The 25,185-nt window shown below is 68.2% G+C and carries 32 protein-coding genes; 4 read left to right on the top strand and 28 right to left on the bottom strand.

Annotated features, from left to right (window positions below):
• From rpmD to rpsJ, 20 genes are all read right to left on the bottom strand, one after another.
• Nucleotides 1-183: a 50S ribosomal protein L30 gene (gene rpmD / locus KBZ10_RS17375; RefSeq protein WP_019707838.1), complete on the bottom strand. Its 183-nt coding sequence runs from the start codon at nucleotides 181-183 to the stop codon at nucleotides 1-3.
• Complete coding sequence (gene rpsE / locus KBZ10_RS17370; protein WP_210988551.1) at nucleotides 183-785, bottom strand: 30S ribosomal protein S5; 603 nt, start codon at nucleotides 783-785, stop codon at nucleotides 183-185. Before rpsE ends, rpmD begins: the two co-directional genes overlap by 1 nt.
• A 44-nt stretch (nucleotides 786-829) precedes the next feature.
• A complete protein-coding gene (rplR, locus tag KBZ10_RS17365; RefSeq protein WP_210988550.1) occupies nucleotides 830-1,213 on the bottom strand; it encodes a 50S ribosomal protein L18 in 384 nt (127 codons plus the stop codon).
• Between the two features lie 3 nt (nucleotides 1,214-1,216).
• Entirely contained in the window at nucleotides 1,217-1,756 is a 540-nt protein-coding gene (gene rplF / locus KBZ10_RS17360; RefSeq protein ID WP_210988549.1) for a 50S ribosomal protein L6, read from the bottom strand.
• A gap of 19 nt (nucleotides 1,757-1,775) precedes the next feature.
• Entirely contained in the window at nucleotides 1,776-2,174 is a 399-nt protein-coding gene (rpsH, locus tag KBZ10_RS17355) for a 30S ribosomal protein S8 (RefSeq protein ID WP_019707834.1), read from the bottom strand.
• Nucleotides 2,175-2,465: 291 nt separating this feature from the next.
• A complete protein-coding gene (locus KBZ10_RS17350) occupies nucleotides 2,466-2,651 on the bottom strand; it encodes a type Z 30S ribosomal protein S14 (protein WP_003956452.1) in 186 nt (61 codons plus the stop codon).
• Nucleotides 2,652-2,653: 2 nt separating this feature from the next.
• Nucleotides 2,654-3,214 carry a 50S ribosomal protein L5 gene (rplE, locus tag KBZ10_RS17345; RefSeq protein ID WP_019707833.1) on the bottom strand — a complete coding sequence of 187 codons (561 nt, stop codon included), beginning with the start codon at nucleotides 3,212-3,214 and terminating at the stop codon, nucleotides 2,654-2,656.
• The gene (gene rplX / locus KBZ10_RS17340) at nucleotides 3,214-3,537 is read right to left on the bottom strand and encodes a 50S ribosomal protein L24 (protein WP_065963007.1); all 324 of its coding nucleotides are present in this window, start codon (nucleotides 3,535-3,537) and stop codon (nucleotides 3,214-3,216) included. The genes rplE and rplX overlap by 1 nt, the downstream gene beginning before the upstream one ends.
• A 3-nt stretch (nucleotides 3,538-3,540) precedes the next feature.
• Nucleotides 3,541-3,909: a 50S ribosomal protein L14 gene (rplN, locus tag KBZ10_RS17335; protein ID WP_019707831.1), complete on the bottom strand. Its 369-nt coding sequence runs from the start codon at nucleotides 3,907-3,909 to the stop codon at nucleotides 3,541-3,543.
• A 125-nt stretch (nucleotides 3,910-4,034) separates the two neighbouring features.
• Complete coding sequence (gene rpsQ, locus KBZ10_RS17330; RefSeq protein WP_210988548.1) at nucleotides 4,035-4,319, bottom strand: 30S ribosomal protein S17; 285 nt, start codon at nucleotides 4,317-4,319, stop codon at nucleotides 4,035-4,037.
• Nucleotides 4,319-4,543, bottom strand: a complete 225-nt coding sequence (rpmC, locus tag KBZ10_RS17325) for a 50S ribosomal protein L29 (RefSeq protein ID WP_019707829.1) — start codon at nucleotides 4,541-4,543, stop codon at nucleotides 4,319-4,321. The genes rpsQ and rpmC overlap by 1 nt, the downstream gene beginning before the upstream one ends.
• Nucleotides 4,543-4,962, bottom strand: coding sequence for a 50S ribosomal protein L16 (gene rplP, locus KBZ10_RS17320; protein WP_006604880.1), 420 nt, complete (start codon nucleotides 4,960-4,962; stop codon nucleotides 4,543-4,545). The genes rpmC and rplP overlap by 1 nt, the downstream gene beginning before the upstream one ends.
• Before the next feature lie 3 nt (nucleotides 4,963-4,965).
• The gene (gene rpsC / locus KBZ10_RS17315) at nucleotides 4,966-5,805 is read right to left on the bottom strand and encodes a 30S ribosomal protein S3 (RefSeq protein ID WP_210988547.1); all 840 of its coding nucleotides are present in this window, start codon (nucleotides 5,803-5,805) and stop codon (nucleotides 4,966-4,968) included.
• On the bottom strand, nucleotides 5,805-6,152 hold the full coding sequence (gene rplV, locus KBZ10_RS17310) for a 50S ribosomal protein L22 (RefSeq protein ID WP_030542567.1): 348 nt from the start codon (nucleotides 6,150-6,152) through the stop codon (nucleotides 5,805-5,807). Before rplV ends, rpsC begins: the two co-directional genes overlap by 1 nt.
• 43 nt (nucleotides 6,153-6,195) lie before the next feature.
• On the bottom strand, nucleotides 6,196-6,477 hold the full coding sequence (rpsS, locus tag KBZ10_RS17305; protein WP_210988546.1) for a 30S ribosomal protein S19: 282 nt from the start codon (nucleotides 6,475-6,477) through the stop codon (nucleotides 6,196-6,198).
• Between the two features lie 12 nt (nucleotides 6,478-6,489).
• Nucleotides 6,490-7,326 (bottom strand): 50S ribosomal protein L2, encoded by an 837-nt coding sequence (gene rplB / locus KBZ10_RS17300; protein ID WP_210988545.1) that lies wholly within the window; start codon nucleotides 7,324-7,326, stop codon nucleotides 6,490-6,492.
• Nucleotides 7,327-7,365: 39 nt separating this feature from the next.
• On the bottom strand, nucleotides 7,366-7,698 hold the full coding sequence (rplW, locus tag KBZ10_RS17295; RefSeq protein WP_030542565.1) for a 50S ribosomal protein L23: 333 nt from the start codon (nucleotides 7,696-7,698) through the stop codon (nucleotides 7,366-7,368).
• On the bottom strand, nucleotides 7,698-8,372 hold the full coding sequence (gene rplD / locus KBZ10_RS17290; protein ID WP_210988544.1) for a 50S ribosomal protein L4: 675 nt from the start codon (nucleotides 8,370-8,372) through the stop codon (nucleotides 7,698-7,700). Before rplD ends, rplW begins: the two co-directional genes overlap by 1 nt.
• A gap of 7 nt (nucleotides 8,373-8,379) precedes the next feature.
• Entirely contained in the window at nucleotides 8,380-9,024 is a 645-nt protein-coding gene (rplC, locus tag KBZ10_RS17285) for a 50S ribosomal protein L3 (RefSeq protein WP_019707822.1), read from the bottom strand.
• Nucleotides 9,025-9,037: 13 nt separating this feature from the next.
• On the bottom strand, nucleotides 9,038-9,346 hold the full coding sequence (gene rpsJ, locus KBZ10_RS17280) for a 30S ribosomal protein S10 (protein ID WP_004571821.1): 309 nt from the start codon (nucleotides 9,344-9,346) through the stop codon (nucleotides 9,038-9,040).
• A gap of 525 nt (nucleotides 9,347-9,871) precedes the next feature.
• On the opposite strand from rpsJ, the gene KBZ10_RS17275 reads away from it, so the two are divergent.
• Nucleotides 9,872-10,756 (top strand): hypothetical protein, encoded by an 885-nt coding sequence (locus tag KBZ10_RS17275; protein ID WP_210988543.1) that lies wholly within the window; start codon nucleotides 9,872-9,874, stop codon nucleotides 10,754-10,756.
• Nucleotides 10,757-10,844: 88 nt separating this feature from the next.
• On the opposite strand, the gene panD is transcribed toward KBZ10_RS17275, so the two are convergent.
• Complete coding sequence (gene panD, locus KBZ10_RS17270) at nucleotides 10,845-11,267, bottom strand: aspartate 1-decarboxylase (protein ID WP_210988542.1); 423 nt, start codon at nucleotides 11,265-11,267, stop codon at nucleotides 10,845-10,847.
• 420 nt (nucleotides 11,268-11,687) lie between these two features.
• On the opposite strand from panD, the gene KBZ10_RS17265 reads away from it, so the two are divergent.
• The 3 genes from KBZ10_RS17265 (at nucleotide 11,688) to KBZ10_RS17255 (ending at nucleotide 17,953) form a co-directional block, all read left to right on the top strand.
• Nucleotides 11,688-11,894, top strand: coding sequence for a hypothetical protein (locus KBZ10_RS17265; RefSeq protein WP_210988541.1), 207 nt, complete (start codon nucleotides 11,688-11,690; stop codon nucleotides 11,892-11,894).
• A gap of 3 nt (nucleotides 11,895-11,897) precedes the next feature.
• Nucleotides 11,898-15,506 (top strand): SpoIIE family protein phosphatase, encoded by a 3,609-nt coding sequence (locus tag KBZ10_RS30600; protein WP_374223367.1) that lies wholly within the window; start codon nucleotides 11,898-11,900, stop codon nucleotides 15,504-15,506.
• A 170-nt stretch (nucleotides 15,507-15,676) separates the two neighbouring features.
• Entirely contained in the window at nucleotides 15,677-17,953 is a 2,277-nt protein-coding gene (locus KBZ10_RS17255; RefSeq protein WP_210988540.1) for a glycoside hydrolase family 44 protein, read from the top strand.
• A gap of 225 nt (nucleotides 17,954-18,178) precedes the next feature.
• Here KBZ10_RS17255 and KBZ10_RS17250 read toward each other — a convergent pair whose 3' ends face one another.
• From KBZ10_RS17250 to rpsG, 7 genes are all read right to left on the bottom strand, one after another.
• Nucleotides 18,179-18,382, bottom strand: a complete 204-nt coding sequence (locus KBZ10_RS17250; protein WP_210988539.1) for a DUF1214 domain-containing protein — start codon at nucleotides 18,380-18,382, stop codon at nucleotides 18,179-18,181.
• On the bottom strand, nucleotides 18,379-18,822 hold the full coding sequence (locus KBZ10_RS17245; RefSeq protein ID WP_210988538.1) for a DUF1254 domain-containing protein: 444 nt from the start codon (nucleotides 18,820-18,822) through the stop codon (nucleotides 18,379-18,381). The genes KBZ10_RS17250 and KBZ10_RS17245 overlap by 4 nt, the downstream gene beginning before the upstream one ends.
• The gene (locus KBZ10_RS17240; RefSeq protein ID WP_210988537.1) at nucleotides 18,819-19,187 is read right to left on the bottom strand and encodes a hypothetical protein; all 369 of its coding nucleotides are present in this window, start codon (nucleotides 19,185-19,187) and stop codon (nucleotides 18,819-18,821) included. The genes KBZ10_RS17245 and KBZ10_RS17240 overlap by 4 nt, the downstream gene beginning before the upstream one ends.
• Before the next feature lie 110 nt (nucleotides 19,188-19,297).
• Complete coding sequence (locus KBZ10_RS17235) at nucleotides 19,298-20,890, bottom strand: DUF1254 domain-containing protein (protein WP_247702514.1); 1,593 nt, start codon at nucleotides 20,888-20,890, stop codon at nucleotides 19,298-19,300.
• A 240-nt stretch (nucleotides 20,891-21,130) separates the two neighbouring features.
• Nucleotides 21,131-22,324, bottom strand: a complete 1,194-nt coding sequence (gene tuf, locus KBZ10_RS17230) for an elongation factor Tu (RefSeq protein ID WP_210988535.1) — start codon at nucleotides 22,322-22,324, stop codon at nucleotides 21,131-21,133.
• A gap of 213 nt (nucleotides 22,325-22,537) precedes the next feature.
• Complete coding sequence (gene fusA / locus KBZ10_RS17225) at nucleotides 22,538-24,676, bottom strand: elongation factor G (protein WP_210988534.1); 2,139 nt, start codon at nucleotides 24,674-24,676, stop codon at nucleotides 22,538-22,540.
• Between the two features lie 38 nt (nucleotides 24,677-24,714).
• Nucleotides 24,715-25,185 (bottom strand): 30S ribosomal protein S7, encoded by a 471-nt coding sequence (gene rpsG, locus KBZ10_RS17220; protein ID WP_019707816.1) that lies wholly within the window; start codon nucleotides 25,183-25,185, stop codon nucleotides 24,715-24,717.

The raw sequence follows: 25,185 nt of genomic DNA, 5'->3' as shown, positions 1-25,185 counted from the left end.
TCAGTCGACCTCCTCAACCGTGACGAGGTGCCGCACGGTCTGCGCCATGCCGCGGATCTCGGGACGGTCCTCCTTGACGACCACGTCGTTCACCCGCTTCAGACCGAGCGAACGAAGGGTGTCGCGGTGGTTCTGCTTGCTGCCGATGTAGGACTTCTTCTGCGTGATCTTGAGACGGGCCATCACGCACCCGCTCCCGCACGCGCCCGCAGCAGAGCCGCGGGGGCGACGTCCTCCAGGGGCAGTCCGCGGCGGGCGGCGATCTCCTCCGGGCGCTGCAGCCCCCGGAGAGCCGACACCGTGGCGTGCACGATGTTGATCGGGTTCGACGAGCCCAGCGACTTGCTGAGCACGTCGTGGATGCCCGCGCACTCCAGCACGGCGCGCACCGGGCCACCCGCGATCACACCGGTACCGGGGGAAGCAGGCTTCAGCAGGACGACGCCCGCGGCCTTCTCGCCCTGGATCGGGTGCGGGATGGTGCCCTGGATCCGGGGGACCTTGAAGAAGTGCTTCTTGGCCTCCTCCACACCCTTGGCGATGGCGGCCGGCACCTCCTTGGCCTTGCCGTATCCGACGCCCACGGTGCCGTCACCGTCGCCCACCACGACCAGCGCGGTGAAGCTGAAGCGACGACCACCCTTCACAACCTTGGCAACACGGTTGATCGCGACAACGCGCTCAACGTACGCGGTCTTCTCGGCGGCAGCGCCGCCGTCCCGGCCCTTACGGTCCCGCCGCTCGCCGCCACCGGCGCCGCCACCGCGGCGCTGGGGTCCAGCCATTGGATTTACCTCTCTCGTTTACGTCCGCTGCTACGGAACCGTGCTCAGAACTTGAGCCCGGCCTCGCGGGCGGCGTCGGCCAGAGCGGCGATCCGCCCGGCGTACTGGTTGCCACCGCGGTCGAACACGACGGCCTCGATGCCGGCGGCCTTGGCCCGCTCGGCCACCAGGGCGCCGACCTTCTGAGCCTGGGAGCTCTTGTCGCCCTCGTTCCCGCGGATGGACTCGTCCAGCGTCGACGCCGAGGCCAGCGTGTGGCCCGCGATGTCGTCGATGACCTGGGCGGTCATGTGGCGGTTGGAACGCGTCACGACCAGGCGGGGACGCTCCGGGGTACCGGAGATCCGCTTGCGGACGCGGATGTGGCGACGCTTGATGGCGGCGCGCTTGCGGGCGTCGCCCTTGGCGATCTTCACGCCGAATGCCATGGCTTACTTACCAGCCTTTCCGACCTTGCGCCGGATGACCTCGCCGGCGTACTTCACGCCCTTGGCCTTGTACGGGTCGGGCTTCCGCAGCTTGCGGATGTTGGCCGCGACCTCGCCGACCTTCTGCTTGTCGATGCCCTCGACACTCAGCTTGGTCGGGGACTCCACCGTGAAGGTGATGCCCTCCGGGGCCTCGATCAGGATGGGGTGGCTGTAGCCCAGCGCGAACTCCAGGTTGGAGCCCTTCGCCTGGACACGGTAACCGACACCGCTGATTTCGAGCTTCTTGCTGTATCCCTGGGTCACCCCGGTGATCATGTTCGCCACCAGCGTGCGGGACAGGCCGTGCAGGGCCTTGTTCTGACGCTCGTCATTGGGGCGGCTGACGGTGATGACACCGTCCTCACCCTTGCTGACCTCGATGGGCGCGGCGACGGTGTGCGAGAGGGTGCCCTTGGGGCCCTTCACGGCGACCGTCCGGCCATCGATGGTGACGTCCACGCCGGCGGGAACCGGGATGGGGAGCTTGCCGATGCGCGACATTGCAGTTCCTCCTTCCCGACTACCAGACGTAGGCGAGGACTTCCCCACCCACGCCCTTCTTCTGCGCCTGCTGGCCGGTGAGCAGCCCGTGGGACGTGGAGATGATCGCCACGCCCAGGCCGCCGAGCACCTTCGGCAGATTGGTGGACTTTGCGTAGACCCGCAGGCCCGGCTTCGAAATCCGCTTGATGCCGGCGATCGAGCGCTCGCGGTTGGGGCCGAACTTCAGCTCGAGGACGAGGTTCTTGCCCACCTCGGCGTCCTCGGTCTTCCAGCCGGTGATGAAGCCCTCCTGCTGGAGGATCTCCGCGATGTGCGACTTGATCTTGCTGTGCGGCATCACGACGGTGTCGTGATAAGCCGAGTTGGCGTTTCGCAGACGAGTGAGCATGTCTGCGATCGGATCGGTCATGGTCATGATGGCCTTCGGCCTCTCTCGCCGGGGTTTCCTATCTGCGCCATCCCTCTCCCCGGGGTGTGTTCCGGGACGGGTGCGGCGCGGGGACCTACGGCGTAGTAAGTGTCATAGCGGGCTGTGCCCGCGGACGGCCATGGACGGCGAACGCCCAACCCTTCCACTCTACGGGAACCGTGGAGTGGTCCGGGCCGGGCCCTCGCCGGCCACGTGCTTACCGAGAGTCCTGGCTGGTCCCTGCGTCCCGTCGCCCGGCGGCCGCCCGCGGCGGGGCGGGCCGGGCGGCGGGAGGGATTACCAGGAGCTCTTGGTGACGCCCGGCAGCTCGCCGCGGTGCGCCATCTCACGGAGGCACACACGGCAGAGGCCGAACTTGCGGTAGACGGAGTGCGGCCGGCCACAGCGCTGGCAGCGGGTGTACGCGCGCACACCGAACTTCGGCTTGCGGGCGGCCTTAGCGATCAGAGCCTTCTTCGCCACGGTCAGTTCTCCTTGAACGGGAAGCCGAGGTGACGCAGCAGGGCACGGCCCTCGTCGTCGTTGGTCGCCGTGGTGACCACGGTGATGTCCATGCCCCGGACCCGGTCGATCTTGTCCTGGTCGATCTCGTGGAACATGACCTGCTCCGTGAGACCGAAGGTGTAGTTGCCCCGGCCGTCGAACTGCTTCGGCGACAGACCGCGGAAGTCGCGGATGCGCGGCAGCGCGAGCGACAGCAGCCGGTCCAGGAACTCCCACATGCGGTCACCGCGGAGGGTGACGTGGGCACCGATCGGCTGGCCCTCGCGCAGCTTGAACTGCGCGATGGACTTGCGGGCCTTGGTGACCGACGGCTTCTGGCCGGTGATCGTGGCGAGGTCGCGGATGGCGCCCTCGATCAGCTTGGAGTCGCGGGCGGCGTCGCCCACACCCATGTTGACCACGATCTTGGTGAGGCCCGGGATCTGCATGACGTTCTCGTAGGAGAACTCCTCACGCAGCTTGCCCGTGATCTCCTCGCGGTAGCGCTGCTTCAGGCGCGGGGTCACTGTGGTGGCACTCATCAGATGTCCTCACCGGTCCGCTTGGCAACGCGGATCTTGTTGCCTTCGTCGTCGAAGCGGTAGCCGACACGCGTGACGACCTTCTTGCCGTCCTTCTCCACCACGAGCTGAACATTGCTCACGTGGATCGGGGCCTCGGTCGTGACGATGCCGCCGGTCTTCGAACCGCGGGCGGTCTGGCCGGCCTTGGTGTGCTTCTTGACCCGGTTGACACCCTCGACCAGGACGCGGTCCTCGCGGGGGAAGGCCTGGATGACCTTGCCCTGCTTGCCCTTGTCCTTACCGGTGATGACCTGGACCAGGTCGCCCTTCTTGATCTTCATCGGTTACAGCACCTCCGGCGCGAGCGAGATGATCTTCATGAACTTCTTCTCGCGCAGCTCCCGGCCCACCGGGCCGAAGATGCGGGTGCCGCGGGGGTCACCGTCGTTCTTGAGGATGACGGCCGCGTTCTCGTCGAAGCGGATGTACGAGCCGTCGGCGCGGCGGCGCTCCTTCACCGTGCGAACGATGACCGCCTTGATGACGTCACCCTTCTTCACGTTGCCGCCGGGAATCGCGTCCTTCACGGTGGCGACGATGACGTCACCGATGCCCGCGTAGCGTCGACCGGAGCCACCGAGAACACGGATGCAAAGGATTTCCTTCGCCCCCGTGTTGTCGGCGACCCGCAGTCGCGACTCCTGCTGGATCACGTCTATCTCCTGATCGTCTGCCGGTTCCCGGCGGGGGCTCCGTGGGAGCCCCCGCCGAGCCTGGCGGAACTGTCCTGAGGAGAGACCTCAGGGTGTATGACGAGGCATTCCCGAGCGGGAATGGCCTACTTGGCCTTCTCGAGGATCTCGACGATGCGCCAGCGCTTGGTGGCGGACAGCGGCCGGGTCTCCATCAGGAGGACGCGGTCGCCGACACCGGCAGCGTTCTGCTCGTCGTGCGCCTTGAGCTTGTTGGTACGGCGGACGACCTTGCCGTACAGCGCGTGCTTCACGCGGTCCTCGACGGCGACGACGACGGTCTTGTCCATCTTGTCGCTGACCACGAGGCCCTCACGGGTCTTGCGGAAGCCGCGCTCGCTCTTGTTCTCAGTCACATTCGTCTCGCTCATCAGGCGCTCTCCACCGTCTCGATGCCGAGCTCGCGCTCACGCATCAGGGTGTAGATGCGGGCGATGTCCTTGCGGACGGCCTTCAGCCGGCCGTGGTTCTCGAGCTGTCCGGTCGCCGCCTGGAAGCGGAGGTTGAACAGCTCCTCCTTGGCCTCGCGAAGCTTCGCAACGAGTTCCTCGTCGTCCAGCTCACGCAGCTCGGTCGCCTTGGTACCGGCCGCCATCACGACTCACCTGCCTCGCGCCGGACGATCCGGCACTTCATCGGAAGCTTGTGGGCGGCGCGGGTCAGCGCCTCCTTGGCAACCTTTTCGTTCGGGAAGGACAGCTCGAACATCACCCGGCCGGGCTTGACGTTCGCGACCCACCACTCGGGGGAACCCTTACCGGAACCCATGCGGGTCTCGGCGGGCTTCTTGGTGAGCGGGCGGTCCGGGTAGATGTTGATCCAGACCTTGCCGCCACGCTTGATGTGACGGGTCATGGCGATACGAGCGGACTCGATCTGCCGGTTGGTCACATAGGCCGGGGTCACGGCCTGGATGCCGTACTCGCCGAACGCCAGCTCCGTACCACCCTTGGCCATACCACTGCGCTTGGGGTGGTGCTGCTTGCGGTGCTTGACCCTACGAGGGATCAGCATGGGTCAGCTCTCCTTTCCGGCAGCGCTCGGCTCAGCGGCGGCGGCAGCGGGAGCCTCGGCCTTGGCCTCGGCGGCCGGAGCCGACTGCTGCTGGGGCTTACGACCGCGGCCACCGCGCTCGCCACCACGGCCACCGCCACGCGACGGCCGGTCGCCGCCACCGCGAGCGGGGCGGTTACCGGCACGGGCGGCGGCGTTCTCGGCCCGAACCTCGGCGATGTTCTTGACGTCGCCCTTGTAGATCCACACCTTCACGCCGATGCGGCCGAAGGTGGTCTTGGCCTCGAAGAAGCCGTAGTCGACGTTCGCGCGGAGGGTGTGCAGGGGCACCCGGCCCTCGCGGTAGAACTCCGAGCGGGACATCTCGGCGCCGCCGAGGCGGCCACCGCACTGGATCTTGATGCCCTTGGCGCCGGCCTTCATCGTCGACTGCATGCTCTTGCGCATGGCGCGACGGAAGGAGACGCGGGAGGAGAGCTGCTCGGCGACGGCCTGCGCGACCAGCTGGGCATCCGTCTCGGGGTTCTTGACCTCGAGGATGTTCAGCTGCACCTGCTTGCCGGTGAGCTTCTCCAGCTCGCCGCGGATGCGGTCGGCCTCCGCGCCGCGGCGGCCGATGACGATGCCCGGCCGGGCGGTGTGGATGTCGACGCGGACGCGGTCACGGGTGCGCTCGATCTCCACCTTGGAGATACCGGCGCGCTCCATGCCCTTCGTCATCATCCGGCGGATGGCGACGTCTTCCTTGACGTAGTCCTTGTACAGCTTGTCGGCGTACCAGCGGGACTTGAAGTCCGTGGTGATGCCGAGCCGGAACCCGTGCGGGTTAACCTTCTGGCCCATTACCGGGTTCCTTCCTTGCTGCTGACGACCACGGTGATGTGGCTGGTCCGCTTGCGGATCCGGTAGGCGCGGCCCTGGGCGCGCGGCCGGAACCGCTTCAGGGTCGGGCCCTCGTCGACGTACGCCTCGGAGATGAAGAGGCTGCCGGCGTCGGTGTGGTCGTAGTTGTGCGCGGCATTGGCGATGGCGCTGTCGAGCACCTTGGCCACCGGCACGCTCGCGGCCTGCGGGGCGAAACGCAGGACCGCCTGAGCCTCCGTGGCATCCATGCCACGGATGAGGTCCACCACGCGGCGGGCCTTCATGGGCGTGACGCGGATGTACCGCGCCTGGGCCCTGGCTTCCATGGTTGTCCCTTCGGTGTCTGTCATGGTCTTCACACCCCGCCCGTCAACGACGCTTCGACTTGCGGTCGTCCTTGACGTGGCCGCGGAAGGTGCGGGTCGGCGCGAACTCGCCGAGCTTGTGGCCGACCATCGACTCGGTGATGAACACCGGGACGTGCTTGCGGCCGTCGTGCACCGCGATCGTGTGGCCCAGCATGGCCGGGACGATCATGGAGCGGCGGGACCAGGTCTTGATGACGTTCTTGGTCCCCGCGTCGTTCTGTCCGTCCACCTTCTTGATCAGGTGGTCGTCGACGAAGGGCCCCTTCTTGAGACTGCGCGGCATCTGAACCCGCTCCTAGCGCTTCTTGTTCGTCTTGCGGCGGCGGACGATGTACTTGTTGCTGGCCTTCTTCGGCGAGCGCGTACGGCCCTCCTTCTGACCCCACGGCGAGACCGGGTGGCGACCACCGGAGGTCTTGCCCTCACCACCACCGTGCGGGTGGTCGACGGGGTTCATCACGACACCGCGGACGGTCGGGCGGACGCCCTTCCAGCGCATGCGGCCGGCCTTGCCCCAGTTGATGTTCGACTGCTCGGCGTTGCCGACCTCGCCGACCGTGGCGCGGCAGCGGACGTCGACCAGGCGGATCTCACCGGACGGCATGCGGAGGTGGGCCATGGTGCCCTCCTTCGCCAGCAGCTGCACCGAGGCGCCCGCGGAGCGGGCGAACTTGGCGCCGCCGCCGGGCCGCAGCTCGATGGCGTGCAGCGTGGTACCGACCGGGATGTTGCGCAGCGCCAGGTTGTTGCCCGGCTTGATGTCCGCGCCCGGCCCGTTCTCGATCCGGTCGCCCTGCTGCAGTCCGCGCGGGGCGAGGATGTAGCGCTTCTCGCCGTCCGCGTAGTGCAGCAGCGCGATGCGCGCGGTGCGGTTGGGGTCGTACTCGATGTGCGCGACCTTGGCCGGCACGCCGTCCTTGTCGTGACGACGGAAGTCGATCACGCGGTAGGCGCGCTTGTGGCCACCGCCCTGGTGGCGAACGGTCACACGACCGGCGTTGTTACGGCCGCCCTTGCTGTGCAGGGGGCGGACCAGCGACTTCTCCGGCGTGGACCGCGTGATCTCGACGAAGTCGGCGACGCTGGAGCCACGACGGCCCGGGGTCGTCGGCTTGTACTTGCGGATACCCATTTCTCAGTCCTCGTCCGATTCCGGACGACTCGGACTCCCTTAGGAGACCGGGCCGCCGAAGATGTCGATACGGTCGCCCTCGGCGAGGGTCACGATGGCGCGCTTGGTGTCCTTGCGCTTGCCGTAACCGGTGCGGGTGCGCTTGCGCTTGCCCTGGCGGTTGATCGTGTTGACCCCGGTGACCTTGACCGAGAAGACCGCCTCGACGGCCTGCTTGATCTGGGTCTTGTTGGCGCGCGGGTCGACGATGAACGTGTACTTGTTCTCGTCCAGCAGCGCGTAGCTCTTCTCCGAGACCACCGGCTTGACCAGGATGTCACGGTGGTCCGTGAAGGTCTTGCTGGTGACCGCGGTTGCCGTTGCCTCGCTCATCAGGCGTTGCTCCCTTCGAGCTCAGCCTCGGAGGCGACAGCCTTGGCGGCCGCGGCGGGACCCGCCACGAAACGCTCGTAGGCGGCCTGCGTGAAGACCACGTCGTCGGAGACGAGCACGTCGTACGTGTTCAGCTGGCCCGGCTCCAGGAGGTGCACCTGGGGCAGGTTGCGGGCGGAGAGCCACGCGGCCTCGTCGGACCGCTCGGCGACCAGGAGCACGTTCTTGCGCTCACTGACCTTGCCCAGCAGGGTCTTCGCGGCCTTGGTGGAGACCTCGCCCTCGACCACGCCGGTGACGACGTGGATGCGGCCGTGGCGCGCCCGGTCCGAGAGGGCACCGCGGAGCGCGGCGGCCTTCATCTTCTTCGGGGTCCGCTGCGAGTAGTCGCGCGGCACGGGACCGTGCACGACGCCACCGCCGGCGAACTGCGGCGCGCGGGTCGAGCCCTGACGGGCGCGGCCGGTGCCCTTCTGGCGGTACGGCTTCTTGCCGCCGCCGCGGACCTCGCCACGGGTCTTGGTCTTGTGCGTGCCCTGGCGGGCAGCGGCCAGCTGGGCGACGACGACCTGGTGGATCAGCGGAATGCTGACCTGCGCGTCGAAGATCTCCGCGGGGAGCTCGACGGTCCCGGCCTTGTCGCCTGCCGGCGAAAGGATGTCAATGGTGCTCATCGTTACCTCAGGCCCCCTTGGCCGCGGTACGGACCAGGACGAGGCCGCCGTTCGGACCAGGAACCGCTCCCTTGATCAGGAGCAGGCCCTTCTCCGCGTCAACGGCATGGACGGTCAGGTTCTGGGTGGTGACCCGCTCGTTGCCCATGCGGCCGGCCATGCGCAGGCCCTTGAACACGCGGCCCGGCGTGGCGCAGCCGCCGATGGAGCCCGGCGAGCGGTGCTTGCGCTGGGTGCCGTGGCCGGCGCCGAGGCCGGCGAAGCCGTGGCGCTTCATGACACCGGCGGTGCCCTTGCCCTTGCTGGTGCCGGTCACGTCGACCTTGACACCGGACTCGAACACCTCGGCGGTGACCTCCTGGCCGAGCGTGTACTCACCGGCGTCGGTGGTACGCAGCTCCACCAGGTGGCGGCGCGGGGTGACGTCGGCCTTGGCGAAGTGGCCCTTGAGGGGCTTGTTCACCTTGCGCGGGTCGATCTCGCCGAAGGCGATCTGGACGGCGTCGTAGCCGTCGGAGTCAGCGGTACGGACCTGGGTCACGACGCAGGGGCCGGCCTTGACGACGGTGACCGGGACGACGCGGTTGTTCTCGTCCCACACCTGCGTCATGCCGAGCTTCTCGCCCAGGACGCCCTTGATCTGCTTAGCCATCTCGCGCGTCACCTCAGAGCTTGATCTCGATGTCGACGCCCGCCGGCAGGTCGAGACGCATGAGCGAGTCGACGGTCTTCGGCGTGGGGTCGAGGATGTCGATGAGGCGCTTGTGCGTGCGCATCTCGAAGTGCTCGCGCGAGTCCTTGTACTTGTGCGGCGACTTGATGACGCAGTACACGTTCTTCTCTGTGGGCAGCGGCACCGGGCCCGCGACCGACGCACCAGTGCGCGTCACCGTCTCGACGATCTTCTTCGCCGAAGTGTCGATGACCTCGTGGTCGTAGGCCTTGAGCCGGATGCGGATCTTCTGTCCCGCCATGGCTACTTCGTAGTCCTGTCTCTCGTAACGCTCTGGGACCCGGCGGGTGAGCGTCTCTCTCCGACCCACGCGGTCGGGCGTGTCGCACTCCCGCCAGTACGGATTTCCCGAAGGATTTCCCTGCTGAGGGGTGCGGACCGAAGACCGCGAGCCGGGGGAAGACACCCACCGGGCGCCTGGCCGGTACCCCGCTGACGCTTCCCGGAAGATTCCCGTACTTCCGCCCCTGATGAGAGGCGACGAGTACTGCGGGACTCGCTTCCAGTCCTCCCGGCGGGAGGCGCGCAGCATCGGCACTCAACCGAGCAACCTGGACAGTGTGCCACACGGGGCAGGCCCGTAGCCAATTGGGAACCGGGGATCGTACCCCGCGAAACGGCCCCGGAACCCTCCGCCGCACCCTGCTTCCGCGAAGCCGTCCGCAGAGCGCTTCCGTCAAGAACAAGACGGTTCGAATCACACCTTCGTGCGAACACCATACCCATACCCGGAAGAAGCTCACCGGCCGGACCTACCGTCCACCGCATGGTCAGCTCATCGCACGAGGCGATGCACCGGATCTTCCAGGAAGACCCCGGCATCTTCGCCCGGACCTTCGACAGACTCGGCATTCCTTTCACCGATCCCGTCGCGGTCTCTCTGCTCCCCACCGATCTCACCGAGATCAAGCCGCTGGAACGGCGGCTCGACACACTCCTGCGCGTCGACACGGCTCACGGCGACAGCTACCTGCTCGCCGTGGAGGCCCAGGGCAGAAAGGACCCGGACAAACACGGCAGCTGGGCCTACTACCTGTCCCATCTGTACGCCAAATACCGCATGCCGCCCGTGCTGCTGGTGGTCTGCCAGGAAGAATCGACCGCTCGCTGGGCATCGGCACCGCTCCACATCGGCCCGCCGCAGTGGCGCACCCTCACCATCCGGCCGCTCGTTCTCGGGCCGCACAACGTCCCACTCATCACGGACTCGTCGACAGCGGCCCGCGACGTTCCGCTCGCCACGTTCGCCGCCATCACCCACGGTAAGCATCCCTGTGCGGATACCATGCTGAAATCGCTGGCTACCGCGCTGAAGACCCTCGACGCCGAGACAGCGACGATCTTCAGGGAGCTCACCGAACTCGGCCTGGGCAAGAGCCCGGGCGCTCAGATCTGGAGGGACCTCATGGCCATCGACCTCTCCTTCTTCCGTTCGGAGACGTCTCAGAAGCTGCGCGAGGAAGGCCGGGCGGAAGGCCGGGCGGAGGGCCGGGCGGAGGACATCCTCATGATCCTCGAAACCCGCGGGCTCCCCGTCTCCGGCGACGCGCGCGAGCGCATCACCGGCTGCGCCGACCCCGAGATCCTCCGTCACTGGCTGAGCCGGGCGGTCACCGCCGACCATGCCGAGGAGATCTTCGCCGAGGAATGAGGCGGCCTCCGGCCCGCCCGCCCGCGTGCGGTGGGCGGGCGGGCCGGGCCGTTCCTGCTCGGCACGCGTCCGCCCGGTTCCGCATCCGTCAGCCGACCGGGACCGCCTGCGGGCTGCGCCGCTGCTCGCTGCCCGGGACGGGCGCGGAGGCGTCGCTGCCGAGTTCGACGATCCGGTTGTCCGCGTCGACGTGCACCACGCGGGGCTTCAGCGCCCGTGCCTCGGCGTCCTCGACCTGGGCATAGCTGATCAGGATGACCAGATCGCCGGGATGCACCAGATGGGCGGCGGCGCCGTTGATGCCGATGACCCCGGAGCCCCGCTCGCCCTCGATGACGTAGGTCTCCAGCCGGGCGCCATTGGTGATGTCCACGATGTGCACCAGTTCGCCGGGCAGCAGGTCCGCGGCGTCCAGCAGATCGGCGTCGACGGTGACGGAGCCGACATAGTGCAGGTCGGCCTGGGTCACGGTGGCACGGTGGATCTTGGACTTGAACATGGTCCGAAGCACGAAGAAACTCCCGATTCGTCTGCTCCCTGCCTGCTTCGGCAGGTCAAGGGCGTTCACCGGAGGCTACATCGTTCCGTATGCCCAGTCAGCTGCCGGCAGGTGTTCGAGGGCTCACACCGACGAGTGGCCGGTGCGATGACGGCGCACTCCTCCAGCTCACCGCGCATAACGCTGCACCGGCCCATGACCATCGACGTCAAGATGGCGGATCTTCCGTGGGCGTGCCGGGGACGGCCGGCCGTCCTTCACGCACAGCAGACAGTGGGTGTGGCGGTTCGGCGAGGTGACAGGCGCCTCGGTGCCGTGTTGAGCCGAGCAGAGCGCGCTTCACGCCACGGCACCGATCGACTCCGTAGTGTGACATTGCGCAAATTCGAGGGTACGTTGCACAGCGTGACATCGAGGACGCGGAGGCAGCTCATGGGGGAGTCGCGAGACGACGAGCAGCTCGGTCTGCGCCTGACGGCTGTAGCGGCGTTGGGGTTCGTGCTGATCATTCCGCCGTTCTTGGCGCGGTTCGATCACATGGGCCAGGTCCTGGGCGTCCCCGTTCTCGCGGCTTACCTCTTTCTCGTCTGGGCGATCGTGATCGGTCTGGTCGCCGTGATCGGCCACAGATCGAGGTAGGCCGTGCTCCAGACCTGGTTCATCGTCGCAGTTTCGGCCGGATATCTGGGCCTGCTCTTCGCTGTGGCCTTCTACGGTGACCGGCGGGCGGATTCCGGTCGGAGCATCATCAACAATCCCACGCTCTACGCGCTGTCCTTCGGCGTGTACGCCACCTCGTGGACGTACTACGGCAGCGTGGGCTGGGCCGCCAGGGCCGGAGTCGGCTTCCTGCCGATCTACCTGGGGCCGACGCTCATGCTCGCGCTGGGCTGGCTGGTGCTGCGCAGGATCATCCGGACAAGCCACCGGCACCGGGTCACCTCGCTGGCCGACTTCGTCTCCGCCCGCTACGGCAAGAGCACCGCACTGGGCTGTCTGGTGACGATCATCGCTGTGGTGGGAGTTGTTCCCTACATCTCGCTGCAGCTCAAGGCGGTCTCCCTCACCTTTACGGTCATTCGGCGGCACCCCGTGGTCACGTCCGATCCTGGCCCTGTCCCGCTCTTTCAGGACACCGGGTTGTACGCAGCGCTGGTGCTCGCCGCGTTCACCATCGTCTTCGGCACCCGTCATCTGGACGCCACCGAACGCCATGAGGGCATGGTCGCTGCCATCGCGTTCGAGTCCGTGGTCAAGCTCGTGGCGTTCCTCTCGGCCGGGATCTTTGTGGTCTTCTGGATGTTCGGGGGGTTCCACGACCTGTTCTCCCGGGCCGCGGACGCCGGCCTCACCACGCTGTTCACGCTGCGCGAGCAGACCGGCTACGGCATGTGGGTCTGGCTCACGGTGCTGTCCATGCTGGCGATCGTGCTGCTGCCCCGGCAGTGGCAGATCAGCGTTGTCGAGAACGTCGACGAGAACCACCTCAGGCGGGCGATGTGGCTGTTCCCGCTGTACCTGCTCGCGATCAGCATCTTCGTGCTGCCGATCGCAGCCGGCGGCCTTCTGCGGTTCGGACAGACCGTCGACGCCGACACCTATGTGCTGACCCTGCCGATGGCCGGAGGCCAGGAGGCACTCGCCCTGCTCGTCTTCATCGGCGGCCTCAGCGCGGCCACCAGCATGGTCATCGTCGAGACGACCGCACTCAGCACCATGGTGTCGAACTCACTCGTGATGCCGCTGCTGCTGCGCGGCACATCCCGGCTGGCGCACCGGGGCAACCTCGCCGGGCTGGTGCTGGGCATCCGCCGGGCGACCATCGTGCTGATCCTGCTGCTCGGGTACGCGTACTTCCGGGTTGCGGGCGAGCAGACGGCATTGGTGTCGATCGGCCTGGTGTCGTTCGCGGCTGTGGCACAGTTCGCGCCCGCCATCCTGGGCGGCCTGTTCTGGAAGGGTGGAACCCGCCGGGGCGTGCTGGTCGGCCTGGTGGCGGGGTTCGCCGTGTGGGCGTACACCCTGGTGCTGCCGACCTTCGCCGATGCCGGTTTGCTGTCTGCTTCCTTCTTGCGGGAGGGCCCGCTCGGCCTTGGGCTGCTCCGGCCACAGCAGCTGTTCGGCCTGGCGGGGATGGACCCGATCAGCCATGCGATGTTCTGGAGCGCACTGCTGAACTTCGGCGGCTATGTCGCAGTCTCCCTCGCGGACCGACCGGACGCTGCCGAGCGGGCGCAGGCGGTGCAGTTCGTCGACGTTCTCGAAGAGCCGGTCAGGGAGCGGCGCTGGCAGGTCCGTGCCACGGTCGGCGAACTGCAGAGCCTGCTGGAGCGCTTCCTCGGACGGGAGGGCGCCCAGCGGGCGTTGCGCTCCTACCCCGGGAGGAAGCCCGGCTCACCGGCCGCCGAAGCGCCGCCGGAGCTGGTCCATCACGCGGAAGCCCAGCTCGTCGGTTCGGTAGGCGCCGCGTCCGCACGGCTTGCGGTCGCCGCGGTGGCCGGAGAGGAGGAGGTCGGCACCGATGAAGTGATGGAGATGATCGGCGAGGCGTCGCAGCGGGTCGAGCTGGTCCGGTGGCGGCTGAAGTTGCTCTACGACGCGACCGGCGGCATCGGCACCACCCTCGATGTGACCCGTACAGCCGAAGAGCTGACGCAGGTCGCCGTTCCGCGCTTCGCCGACTACGTCGCCGTCGACCTGGCCGAGTCCGTGCTGCGCAATGAGGAACCGGGGATGAACGGCATAAGCACCGGCAGCAAGCGGATGCAGCGCGCGGCCGTCAGCGGTATCCGGGACGACGCTCCCTTCTTCGCCGTCGGTGACCTGATCACCTTCGGGCCGTCCTCGCCACAGGCCCGCAGCGTCGAGAGCGGGCAGGCGGTCCTGGTGCCCCGTCTGCGTGATGCCACGCGTTGGCAGGAGGTGGACCCCGCGCGGGGCTCCCGCATCATCGGCTACGGGATCCATTCGCTCATCACGGCGCCGCTGTCCGCCCGCGGCGTGCTGCTGGGCGTCGTCCACTTCTGGCGCTCCGAGAAGCCCGAGCCCTTCGATCAGGACGATCTGTCCCTCGCGGCCGAACTGGCCACCCGAGCCGCCGTGTCCCTCGACAACGCACGCCGCTACACCCGCGAGCACGGCTTGGCCGTGGCGCTGCAGCGGAGACTGCTGCCCCGCGCGCTGCCCGAACAGAACGCCGTCGAAGTCGCTTCCCGTTACCTCCCCGCGCAGGCAGTCGGCGGCGACTGGTTCGACGTCATCCCGCTGCCGGGCGCCAGGGTGGCGCTGGTCATGGGCGACATCGTCGGGCACGGACTGCATGCCGCGGCCACCATGGGGCAGCTGCGCACCGCCGTGCACAACTTCTCCACCCCCCTGGACCTGCCGCCCGACGAGCTCCTCAGCCACCTCGACGAGTTGGTCTCCCTTATCGACCAGGACACGATCGCGGCCGGCGACAAGACCACCGTCACCGGTGCCACCTGCCTGTACGCGGTCTACGACTCCGTGTCCGGCAACTGTGCCATCGCCAGCGCCGGCCACCTTGCGCCCGCGCTCGTACACCCCGACGGGACGGTGGAGTTCCTGGACCTGCCGTCCTGCCTTCCCCTCGGCATCGGCGGACAGCCCTTCGAAGGCGCCGAGTTGCGTCTGCCCGAGGGCAGCAGGCTCGTCCTGTTCACCGACGGCCTCGTCGAGCGCCGCGACCTGGACGTCGACACCGGGCTCCAGTTGCTCCGCGAAACGCTGGCGCACGCGGACCGTTCGCCCGAGGAGACCTGCGACGCCGTGCTCGACGCCCTGCTCCCGGAGTCCCGGAGCGACGACATCGCGCTGCTCGTCGCCCGTACGCGGCTGCTGGGGCCGGGGCAGGTCGCCGAGTGGGACGTGGAGTGCGAGCCTGCCGCCGTTCGCCGCGTACGCGCTGCCGTGTCCGCCCGGCTCATGGAGTGGGAGCTGGAGGACCTCGTGTACACCACGGAGCTGATCTGCAGCGAACTGATCACCAACGCCATGCGCCACGCCACGGGGCCCATCAAGGTGCGGCTGATCCGCGACCGTTCGCTCACCTTCGAGGTCTCCGACCACAGCAGCACCTCGCCGCATCTGCGCTACGCGGCCGGCACGGACGAGGGCGGACGGGGCCTCTTCCTCGTGGCCCAGTTCGCCGCGCGCTGGGGCACGCGCTACACCAGGGACGGCAAGGTCATCTGGGCGGAGCAGGCGACACCGGGGACGCTCGGCGGCTGACCGGCGCCGCCCGCGGACCCGGCCGCCCGCCGCGCAGGCCCACCGGAGCTGACCACCGCAATCGTGAAAGCGCTTGCCCACGCTCTTGACACCAAGTGACCAAGCCATGACAGTTCGATGGGCATTCGACGATGAAAGCGCTTCCACTCCAGCCGTACGAGAGGGACCTCATGCGTCTCAGAACCGCCTTAATCCCCGTGGCGATGGCCGGGGTCATCGCCACGGGCGTGCCCCTGCCCGCGACGGCGGCCGCCGCGGTCGGCCCGGCCCTGACTGTCGACGCGACCGCCGCCGGGCACTCCATCAGCCCGTACATCTACGGGATGAACTTCGCCGACAAGGACCTGGCCTCCGACCTGCGGCTGCCGGTCCACCGCTGGGGCGGCAACCACACCACCCGGTACAACTTCCGCAACGACACCACCAACCGGGCCTCGGACTGGTACTTCGAGAACATCCCCAACGACAACCCCGACCCCGGCAGCCTGCCGAACGGATCCGAGACCGACCGCTTCGTCGAGCAGAACCGGGCGACGGGCACTCAGACGATCCTGACCGTGCCCCTGCTCGGCCAGGTCGCCAAGGACCGGTCCAGGGCCTGCGGCTTCAGCGTGCAGAAGTACGGGCCGCAGCAGTCCACCGACCCCTGGTCGCCGGACTGCGGCAACGGCAAGACACCGGACGGCACGCCCATCACCGACAACGACCCCGCCGACACCAGCGTCGAAGTCGGTCCGCAGTACGTGACCGACTGGATCAACCACCTCAAGAGCCGCTACGGCGGCGCGGCCGGTGAAGGGGTGCGGTTCTACAACCTGGACAACGAGCCCGACCTGTGGCACTCCACGCACCGCGACGTCCGCCGCAAAGGGCTGGGGTACGACGAACTGCGCGACCTCACCTACCGGTACGCGGCAGCCGTCAAGGCTGCCGATCCCGCAGCCAAGACACTGGGGCCCGTTGGCTGGGGACTGAACTCCATCTTCTACTCGGGACTCGACCAGGACGTCTGCGGCCGGACGGGCTGCTGGAGCGACCCGCCCGACCGGGCAGCACACGGCGGCCAGGACCTGGGCCCGTGGTACCTGGACCGGATGCGCGCCTATGAGAGGGAGCACGGCACCCGCATCCTGGACTACTTCGACATCCACCTGTACCCCCAGCAGTCGGGAGTGCACAGCAAGGAGGCCGGCGACGCCGCCACCCAGGAACGCCGGCTGCGCTCCACGCGGCAGCTGTGGGACCCCACTTACGTGGACGAGAGCTGGATCAACCGCCCGGTCCAGATGATCCCCCGGATGCGGAAGCTGGTCGACGACCACTATCCCGGCACCAAGCTCGCCATGACCGAGTACAGCTGGGGAGCCTACGGGCACATCAACGGCGCCCTGGCCCAGGCCGACGTCCTGGGCATCTTCGGCCGGGAGGACATGGACCTGGCCTCGCTGTGGACCGCGCCGGAAAGCAACGAACCGGTCGCGCACGCCTTCCGCGTCTACCGCAACTACGACGGCAAAGGCGGCGCGTTCGGGGAGACCTCCCTCCCCGCGGTCAGTGAGGACCAGGGCAAGCTCGCCGTCTACGCGGCCCGGCGCGCCTCCGACGACGCCCTGACCGTTGTGGTGATCAACAAGAGCGGAACAGACCTCACCAGCTCGGTCGAGATCAACGGCGCCGGCAGCGGCACGGCCGAGGTCCACCGCTACAGTGCCGGACACCTGGACGGCATTCTCCGCGAGAACGACCAGACCGTTACGGCCGGCGCGTTCACGGCCGGCTTCCCCGCCGACTCCATCACCCACCTCGTCCTGCCCCCGGGCGACAGTGGCGGTGAGGACACCGAAGCGCCCACCGCGCCGGGCGAACCCACCGCTTCGGACATCACCGCGGACCGCGTCACCCTCAGCTGGCCGGCGGCCACCGACAACACCGGCGTCACCGGCTACGACGTGTATCGGCTCGACGGCGACACACCCGTCAAGGTCGCCGCCACAACCGGCACCTCGCAGACCATCACCTCACTGCAGCCCGACACCGCGTACACCTTCGCCGTCAAGGCCCGTGACGCCGCCGGCAACCTCTCACCGGCCTCACCCGGCGCCACTGTGCGCACCATGGCCGGACCCGCGCAGCAGTGCAGGGTGGACTACACCGTGGCCGACCACTGGCCCGGCCGTTTCACGGCCAATGTGAAGATCATCAATACCGGTGACGAGCCCATCGACGGCTGGCTGCTGAGCTGGGACTTCACGGGCGGACAGCGCGTCGACCAGGGCTGGGCCGCCCAGTGGAAGCAACGAGGCACAACGGTCACCGCGCAGAACCTCGGCTGGAACGCGAAAATCGCAGCGGGCGCCTCGACCACCATCGGCTTCAACGGCAGCCGCACCCAGGACGGCCCCGCACCGACCGCCTTCACCCTCAACGGGCACGCCTGCGGCACCTGATCCGGCACACACCACCTGACCCGACCGGACCGGTGGGAAGCGGCGGTAGCTCCCCCGGCGGACACTCCTTGCCGTGCCCGAAGCCCCAGCGGCACGGCAAGGAGTGCTCCATGACGTCTGTTCCCCCACGCAGCACGACGACGCCCGGGCCCGGGAACGGGCTCCGCGTCCCTGCGACGCCGCAGGACGGAAGCCGGCCGATCACCTCACCCGCGGCCGGCTTCCTCACACCGGTTCGATCTCGCCCGGACGCCAGCTCTGGTCGAACCAGCTTTCGAGCGGGCCGTAGAGCCGCAGCACGACGAACCACCCCTTGCCGGGCACCGTCCGGATCCCGGTCGCCTCCCTGCCCCGCGGGGCGGTGGGGCCGAAGTGGAGGACCGTGTCCCCGCCGGCCTCGGCCCGCACGCCGTCCGAGAGGCTGTTCACACTCGGCTGGGGGTCATCGGTGCGCAGCAGGGACCGGGTCCGGGGGGGGCGCAGGCGGTGACGGACCAGAAGTTCTTCGCCGGGATGCCGCCCGGAAGAGTGAGCGTGTAGCCGCGTGCGCCGTCGAGCAGCACGCCGGTGGAGTCCTCCGCCGTGTAGACGTACTGGGATCCCGTCCCGACGGCCGCCGCGGCCGAGAGCGGATAGCTCCGCGCCTGGAGCAGGCCCTCCGTACCGCTGAGCGCCCGCAGCACCCAGGAGGAGAAGGTCGGCGGCCGCACGACGACGTATCCCTCGGGAAGGTCACCGCCGTGGCCCGGGGGCAGGAAGAGGTACTTGCCGCCCTCTCCCCTGTCGGGTCCGGCGATGCCCATGTCGGTGACATGGCGCTGCCAGAGGTCGTTGACGAAGCACAGCGGGTTCCCCGGCGCCTCGATCACGTGGGTCCGTCCTGGGCGAGTGCCAGGCACGTCATCCCGTACGTCGTCTCCGTGTTGGCGGTGAGCACCAGCGGGGCCGAAGTGCACCGCGGGACCAGGCAGCCGATCGTGTGGGAGTCGATGCCGATGGCACGCAGGCCGCGTCGCATGGCCACCATCGAGGCACCGGGCACACAGTTCAGGAACACCTCGATCCCGCGCAGCAGATCGAGCGCGTCATAGCTGCGGGTCACCGTGTCGGGCAGGGGCATGCCGTCGAAGAAGTCCATCGTGCCGAAGACCGTCTCCAGCCGGTCCGGACTGCGGATCGACGTGAGGGTGTCGGCCGGAGTGCCCGGGCTGGGGGCGTCGTGCACCTGTACCACCGCGTTCCTCCCGAAAGAGGTCGTGTGGTGAGCACTGCGTTCCAGTCGTTCCGCACGCCGGCCGCCGTCCGGCCTGCGGCGACGACCGCCAAAGGGGCCGGGCAGGGAGGTCAGTCCACCGCCTCGACCTCGCCCGGCCGCCAGGTCTTGTCGAAGAACGGCCGCAGTGGGCTGTAGAGCCGCAGGACCACGAACCACCCCCGGGCCGGCACGGTCCGGATCCAGTTGCCCTCCGGCACGCCGTCCGGGCGGACGGGCCCGAAGTGCACCGTGGTCGTGCCGTCGGCGGCGGCGACCGCCGCCGGGGTGGGGTAGTCCTGGCTGCCGGCCCGTGGGAACCGCTGCGGCGTGTCGATCATCGACCGCGTCTGGTTGTCGTAAACGGTGACCGACCAGAACCGGGCGGCGGGGATAGCCGGCGGAAGCACCAGGCGGTGGTGTCTGCCGCCGTCGAGTGCCCGGCCCTCCCGGTCCGCGAACGAGAACAGGTACTGCGAGCCCACTCCCGTCAGCCTCGTGGCGAACGTCGGACTGATGCCCACGGCCAGGTACCACCACCAGGACCGCAGGTTCAGCTTCCGGGCACCGCTGCTCGGACGGGGCTCGACGCCCTTGTCGGTGATGTCCGCGGGCGGGGTCATGAAGTCGTGGCCGGACGCGAGCAGACCGTTGACCCACTGCGAGGACGGGCCGTAGAAGTGCGCTCCTTCCTCGGGACGCGGACGGCTGGCAAGGGTGCGGGCCGTGGCGTTGCCCACCGCGGCCGCCTCGGTGAGGAGCCTCCGCATCCGCGCGTCCGGCCGGAAGGGCTCGCCCTTGACGATCCCGACCGCGGCCAGCGGACCGGCGATCTCCGGATCGAACGACTCGGCCGGCTGGTCCTGGACCAGCTCGTTGGCGAGATCGAAGTACGTCACGTCCGCGGGCGGAACCGTGTTGAGGGGCAGCCCGGATGCCACGACGAAGCGCGGTGGACCGGGCCTGCGCAGAGCGGCGGTCCACGTCTCCGCGGTCCACGGCAGCGGCGGGGCGGTGCCCCCGGTCACGATCTCCCCCACGCTCGTTCCGTACAGGCCCGGCACGTAGCGGTGGATACGCAACCGCTCCTTGATGCGCTCGACCGCCGGCTTCGGATCGCCGTCCTCAAGGAACGCCCGGCCGGCCAGGATGAGCCGCGTGGTGCGGACCCGGTGCCTGAAGAACCCGCCTTCCGGAAGCGGGCCCGCATAGCCGGGCGGTACGAAGAGGTAGGTGCCCCCGGTTCCGCGATCCGGTCCGGGCAGGCCGGGATCGGCGACCCAGCGGAACCACAGGTCATTGACGAAGCTGAGGGTGAGGGGCGGCATCTCCACCACCACGGGCCCCTCGGTCAGGTCGAGGAAGGTCAGGAAGTAGACGGTGTCCGCGTTCCCGGTCAGCACCAGCGCCCCGGGGTCCATGAACTCCGGGAAGAGCAGGACGTCGTGGTCCTTGGCCCCCGTCGCCAGGAAGCCCTTGCGCGCCGCCCACACACTGACGCCGGAGTAGGCGTCGAGGAACGCGCGGATGCCGTCCAGCCGGTCCAGATGGTCGTAGAGGCGGTCGGCGGTCTCCTCGGTGGGCATGCCCAGCGGGAAGTCCAGAGTGCCCAGGTGCGTCTCCACCCGCTCGGGAGTCGAGATGGACTCCAGGGCCCGAGGTGAGAGCTGTGCGGCTCGCTGCAAGGAAAACGCTCCGTTCTCGGAGAAGGCGTCCTGTCGGCCATGAGCCATACATACCGCGGAGAGCCGCACCGCACCTGGGCCGTTGGAGGGCATCGGGACCGCGGTGTGGGGGATTCCGCCTGCCCGGCTGTTCACTGACCGCGCACGGTACAGCGGGCAGCGCGAAGGGCCCGTACGACCGGAGTCGTACGGGCCCTCGCGTGCCGGCCGGGGCCGGCGGTGCCTAGACGGCGACCGGGGTCACTTGACGATCTTGGTGACCTGGCCGGCGCCGACGGTCCGGCCACCCTCGCGGATGGCGAACTTGAGGCCCTCCTCCATGGCGACCGGCTGGATCAGCTGGACGGACATGGAGGTGTTGTCGCCCGGCATGACCATCTCGGTGCCCTCGGGGAGGGTCACGACGCCGGTCACGTCCGTGGTACGGAAGTAGAACTGCGGGCGGTAGTTGTTGAAGAAGGGGGTGTGACGGCCACCCTCGTCCTTCGACAGGATGTACGCCTGCGCCTCGAACTCCGTGTGCGGGGTGACCGAGCCCGGCTTGATGATGACCTGGCCGCGCTCGACGTCCTCGCGCTTGATGCCACGGAGGAGCAGACCGACGTTCTCACCGGCCTGACCCTCGTCGAGCAGCTTGCGGAACATCTCGATGCCGGTGACCGTGGTGCTGGTCTTCTCCGGCTTGATGCCGATGATGTCGACGTTCTCGTTGACCTTGAGGACACCACGCTCGATGCGGCCGGTGACGACCGTGCCGCGGCCGGTGATGGTGAAGACGTCCTCGATCGGCATCAGGAACGGCTTGTCGGTGTCGCGCTCCGGCTCCGGGATCGCCTCGTCGACGGCCTGCATGAGCTTGAGGACGGACTCGCCCCACTCCTTGTCGCCCTCGAGCGCCTTCAGCGCCGAGACGCGCACGACGGGGAGGTCGTCGCCCGGGAACTCGTACTCGGAGAGCAGCTCACGGACCTCGAGCTCGACGAGCTCCATGATCTCCTCGTCGTCCACCATGTCGGCCTTGTTCAGGGCGACGACGATGTACGGCACGCCGACCTGGCGGGCCAGGAGCACGTGCTCCTTGGTCTGCGGCATCGGGCCGTCGGTGGCGGCGACCACGAGGATGGCGCCGTCCATCTGCGCCGCACCGGTGATCATGTTCTTGATGTAGTCCGCGTGACCCGGGCAGTCAACGTGGGCGTAGTGACGCGACTCGGTCTGGTACTCGACGTGCGCGATGGAGATGGTGATACCGCGCTGGCGCTCTTCCGGCGCCTTGTCGATCTGGTCGAAGGCCGAGGCCTCGTTCAGGTCCGGGTACGCGTCGTGCAGCACCTTGGTAATCGCCGCGGTGAGCGTCGTCTTACCGTGGTCGATGTGACCGATGGTGCCGATGTTGACGTGCGGCTTAGTCCGCTCGAACTTCGCCTTCGCCACTGGGGTCCTCCTGTGGACTGGTGCTGTACTCCATCCACACTTTGCGGATGGGTTCAGGTGGTCTTTCCGAACCGACCAGGACCCCGAGGGGATGCCCTTGGCCGTATTCGCTTGGGGGCAGACTGCCGGGGCCCCCGCCGCGGACCATGACGGCCCGCGGCGGAGATTCCCGCAGCCTTGTGTGCTCCAGCCTAATAGCTGAGCAGCCTAGTGCTACTCGCCCTTGGCCTTCGCGATGATCTCCTCGGAGACGTTCCGCGGAACCTCGCCGTAGGAGTCGAACTGCATGGAGTAGCTCGCGCGACCGGAGGTCTTGCTGCGGAGGTCACCGACGTAGCCGAACATCTCCGACAGCGGGACCAGCGCCTTGACGACACGGGCGCCGCTGCGCTCGTCCATCGCCTGCACCTGGCCACGACGCGAGTTGAGGTCGCCGATCACATCACCCATGTAGTCCTCGGGGGTGGTGACCTCCACGGCCATCATCGGCTCCAGCAGCACGGGGGACGCCTTGCGGGCGGCCTCCTTGAACGCCTGGGAACCGGCGATCTTGAACGCGAGCTCCGAGGAGTCCACGTCGTGGAAGGCACCGTCGAGCAGGGTGACGCGGACGCCCACCATCTCGTAGCCGGCCAGGATGCCGAACTGCATGGCCTCCTGACAGCCCGCGTCCACCGAGGGGATGTACTCCTTGGGGATGCGGCCACCGGTGACCTTGTTGACGAACTCGTAGGCCGAGCCGTCCGTGGCCTCCAGGGGCTCGATCGAGATCTGCACCTTGGCGAACTGGCCGGTACCGCCGGTCTGCTTCTTGTGCGTGTAGTCGACCTTCTCGACCATCTTGCGAATCGTCTCGCGGTAGGCGACCTGCGGCTTGCCGACGTTGGCCTCGACCCTGAACTCGCGCTTCATGCGGTCGACCAGCACCTCGAGGTGCAGTTCGCCCATGCCGCCGATGATGGTCTGGCCGGTCTCCTCGTCCGAGTGGACCTGGAAGGAGGGGTCCTCGTCCGAGAGCCGCTGGATGGCGACACCCAGCTTCTCCTGGTCACCCTTGGACTTGGGCTCGATCGCGACCTCGATGACCGGGGCCGGGAAGTCCATGGACTCCAGGATCACCGGGTTCTTCTCGTCGCAGAGCGTCTCACCGGTGGTGGTCTGCTTCAGGCCCATGACGGCGACGATGTCGCCGGCGCCCACGCCCGAGATCTCCTCACGCTTGTTCGCGTGCATGCGGTAGATCTTGCCGATGCGCTCCTTCTTGCCCTTCACGGAGTTGAGCACCGCGGTGCCCGCCTCCATGCGGCCGGAGTACACCCGGACATAGGTGAGCTTGCCCAGGTGGGGGTCGCTCATGATCTTGAAGGCGAGACCGGCGAACGGCTCCTCCTCGCTGGGCTTGCGCTTGATGACCGTCTCCGGGTCCTTCACGTCGGTGCCCTCGATGGCCTCGACGTCCAGGGGGGACGGCAGGTAGCGCACGACCGCGTCGAGCAGGGGCTGAACACCCTTGTTCTTGAACGCGGTACCGCAGAACACCGGGGTGAAGGTCGGCTGCCCCTCGTTCTCCGAGTGCGTGGAGGCGATCGTGGCACGGCGGATGGCGGCGATGAGCTGCTCCTGGGTGGGCTCCTGGCCCTCCAGGTACATCTCCATCATCTCTTCGTCGTGCTCGGCGATGGTCTCCAGCAGCTTGCCGCGCCATTCCTCGGCAGCCTCGGTGTGGGTGTCCGGGATGTCGACGACGTCGTACATCTCGCCCTTGGTCGCCTCGGCGGACCAGACCAGGGCCTTCATCGCCACGAGGTCGACGACGCCCTTGAAGTCCGCCTCGGCACCGATCGGGAGCTGCATGACCAGCGGCACCGCGCCCAGGCGGTCCACGATCATGTCGACGCAGCGGTGGAACTCAGCGCCGGTGCGGTCGAGCTTGTTGACGAAGCAGATGCGCGGAACGCCGTAACGGTCCGCCTGCCGCCACACCGTCTCGGACTGCGGCTCCACACCCGCGACACCGTCGAACACCGTGACCGCGCCGTCGAGGACGCGGAGCGAACGCTCCACCTCGACGGTGAAGTCGACGTGGCCCGGGGTGTCGATGATGTTGATGGTGTGATCGACGTCGTTCAGGGGCCAGTGGCAGGTCGTCGCGGCGGACGTGATGGTGATGCCGCGCTCCTGCTCCTGCTCCATCCAGTCCATCGTGGCAGCGCCCTCGTGGACCTCACCGATCTTGTAGCTCACACCGGTGTAGAACAGGATCCGCTCGGTGGTGGTCGTCTTGCCCGCGTCGATGTGGGCCATGATCCCGATGTTGCGGACCCTGGCCAGGTCAAGTGAAGTGGTGGCCATATGGCTCAGTCTTCTCTCGGTCTCGATGGGGGTAGCGACTACCAGCGGTAGTGCGCGAAGGCCTTGTTGGACTCGGCCATCTTGTGGGTGTCCTCGCGGCGCTTCACGGAGGCGCCCAGACCGTTGCTGGCGTCCAGGAGCTCGTTCATGAGCCGCTCGGTCATGGTCTTCTCCCGGCGGGCGCGGGAGTAGCCGACGAGCCAGCGCAGCGCGAGGGTGGACGCGCGGCCGGGCTTGACCTCGACCGGCACCTGGTAGGTGGCGCCACCGACACGGCGGGACTTGACCTCAAGGGTCGGCTTGATGTTCTCCAGAGCGCGCTTCAGCGTGATGACCGGGTCGTTGCCGGTCTTCTCGCGGAGGCCCTCCATGGCGCCGTAGACGATGCGCTCGGCGGTGGAGCGCTTGCCGTTCAGCAGCACCTTGTTGATCAGCGACGTCACCAGAGGAGAACCGTAGACCGGGTCGATGATGACCGGGCGCTTCGGGGCGGGGCCCTTACGAGGCAT

Source organism: Streptomyces sp. F63, from assembly GCF_018070345.1.
Classification (GTDB): domain Bacteria; phylum Actinomycetota; class Actinomycetes; order Streptomycetales; family Streptomycetaceae; genus Streptomyces.
Note: the sequence above shows the minus strand (reverse complement) of the source record. Positions and strands in the feature narration are given on the sequence as shown.

Bases quoted from the DNA above. Each gene is read 5' to 3' on its own strand.
- rplF (WP_210988549.1), bottom strand. From the start codon at position 1,756: ATGTCGCGCATCGGCAAGCTCCCCATCCCGGTTCCCGCCGGCGTGGAC.
- rpsQ (WP_210988548.1), bottom strand. From the start codon at position 4,319: ATGAGCGAGACGAATGTGACTGAGAACAAGAGCGAGCGCGGCTTCCGC.
- rplR (WP_210988550.1), bottom strand. From the start codon at position 1,213: ATGGCATTCGGCGTGAAGATCGCCAAGGGCGACGCCCGCAAGCGCGCC.
- rplE (WP_019707833.1), bottom strand. From the start codon at position 3,214: ATGAGTGCCACCACAGTGACCCCGCGCCTGAAGCAGCGCTACCGCGAG.
- KBZ10_RS17255 (WP_210988540.1), top strand. From the start codon at position 15,677: ATGCGTCTCAGAACCGCCTTAATCCCCGTGGCGATGGCCGGGGTCATC.
- rplC (WP_019707822.1), bottom strand. From the start codon at position 9,024: ATGGCTAAGCAGATCAAGGGCGTCCTGGGCGAGAAGCTCGGCATGACG.
- rplX (WP_065963007.1), bottom strand. From the start codon at position 3,537: ATGAAGATCAAGAAGGGCGACCTGGTCCAGGTCATCACCGGTAAGGAC.
- rplW (WP_030542565.1), bottom strand. From the start codon at position 7,698: ATGAGCGAGGCAACGGCAACCGCGGTCACCAGCAAGACCTTCACGGAC.
- rpsJ (WP_004571821.1), bottom strand. From the start codon at position 9,346: ATGGCGGGACAGAAGATCCGCATCCGGCTCAAGGCCTACGACCACGAG.
- fusA (WP_210988534.1), bottom strand. From the start codon at position 24,676: ATGGCCACCACTTCACTTGACCTGGCCAGGGTCCGCAACATCGGGATC.
- rpsE (WP_210988551.1), bottom strand. From the start codon at position 785: ATGGCTGGACCCCAGCGCCGCGGTGGCGGCGCCGGTGGCGGCGAGCGG.
- rplP (WP_006604880.1), bottom strand. From the start codon at position 4,962: ATGCTGATCCCTCGTAGGGTCAAGCACCGCAAGCAGCACCACCCCAAG.
- KBZ10_RS17265 (WP_210988541.1), top strand. From the start codon at position 11,688: ATGGGGGAGTCGCGAGACGACGAGCAGCTCGGTCTGCGCCTGACGGCT.
- rpmD (WP_019707838.1), bottom strand. From the start codon at position 183: ATGGCCCGTCTCAAGATCACGCAGAAGAAGTCCTACATCGGCAGCAAG.
- rplV (WP_030542567.1), bottom strand. From the start codon at position 6,152: ATGGAAGCCAGGGCCCAGGCGCGGTACATCCGCGTCACGCCCATGAAG.
- rplD (WP_210988544.1), bottom strand. From the start codon at position 8,372: ATGAGCACCATTGACATCCTTTCGCCGGCAGGCGACAAGGCCGGGACC.
- rpsC (WP_210988547.1), bottom strand. From the start codon at position 5,805: ATGGGCCAGAAGGTTAACCCGCACGGGTTCCGGCTCGGCATCACCACG.
- rpsG (WP_019707816.1), bottom strand. From the start codon at position 25,185: ATGCCTCGTAAGGGCCCCGCCCCGAAGCGCCCGGTCATCATCGACCCG.
- rpsS (WP_210988546.1), bottom strand. From the start codon at position 6,477: ATGCCGCGCAGTCTCAAGAAGGGGCCCTTCGTCGACGACCACCTGATC.
- KBZ10_RS17275 (WP_210988543.1), top strand. From the start codon at position 9,872: ATGGTCAGCTCATCGCACGAGGCGATGCACCGGATCTTCCAGGAAGAC.
- rpmC (WP_019707829.1), bottom strand. From the start codon at position 4,543: ATGGCGGCCGGTACCAAGGCGACCGAGCTGCGTGAGCTGGACGACGAG.
- rplB (WP_210988545.1), bottom strand. From the start codon at position 7,326: ATGGGTATCCGCAAGTACAAGCCGACGACCCCGGGCCGTCGTGGCTCC.
- rpsH (WP_019707834.1), bottom strand. From the start codon at position 2,174: ATGACCATGACCGATCCGATCGCAGACATGCTCACTCGTCTGCGAAAC.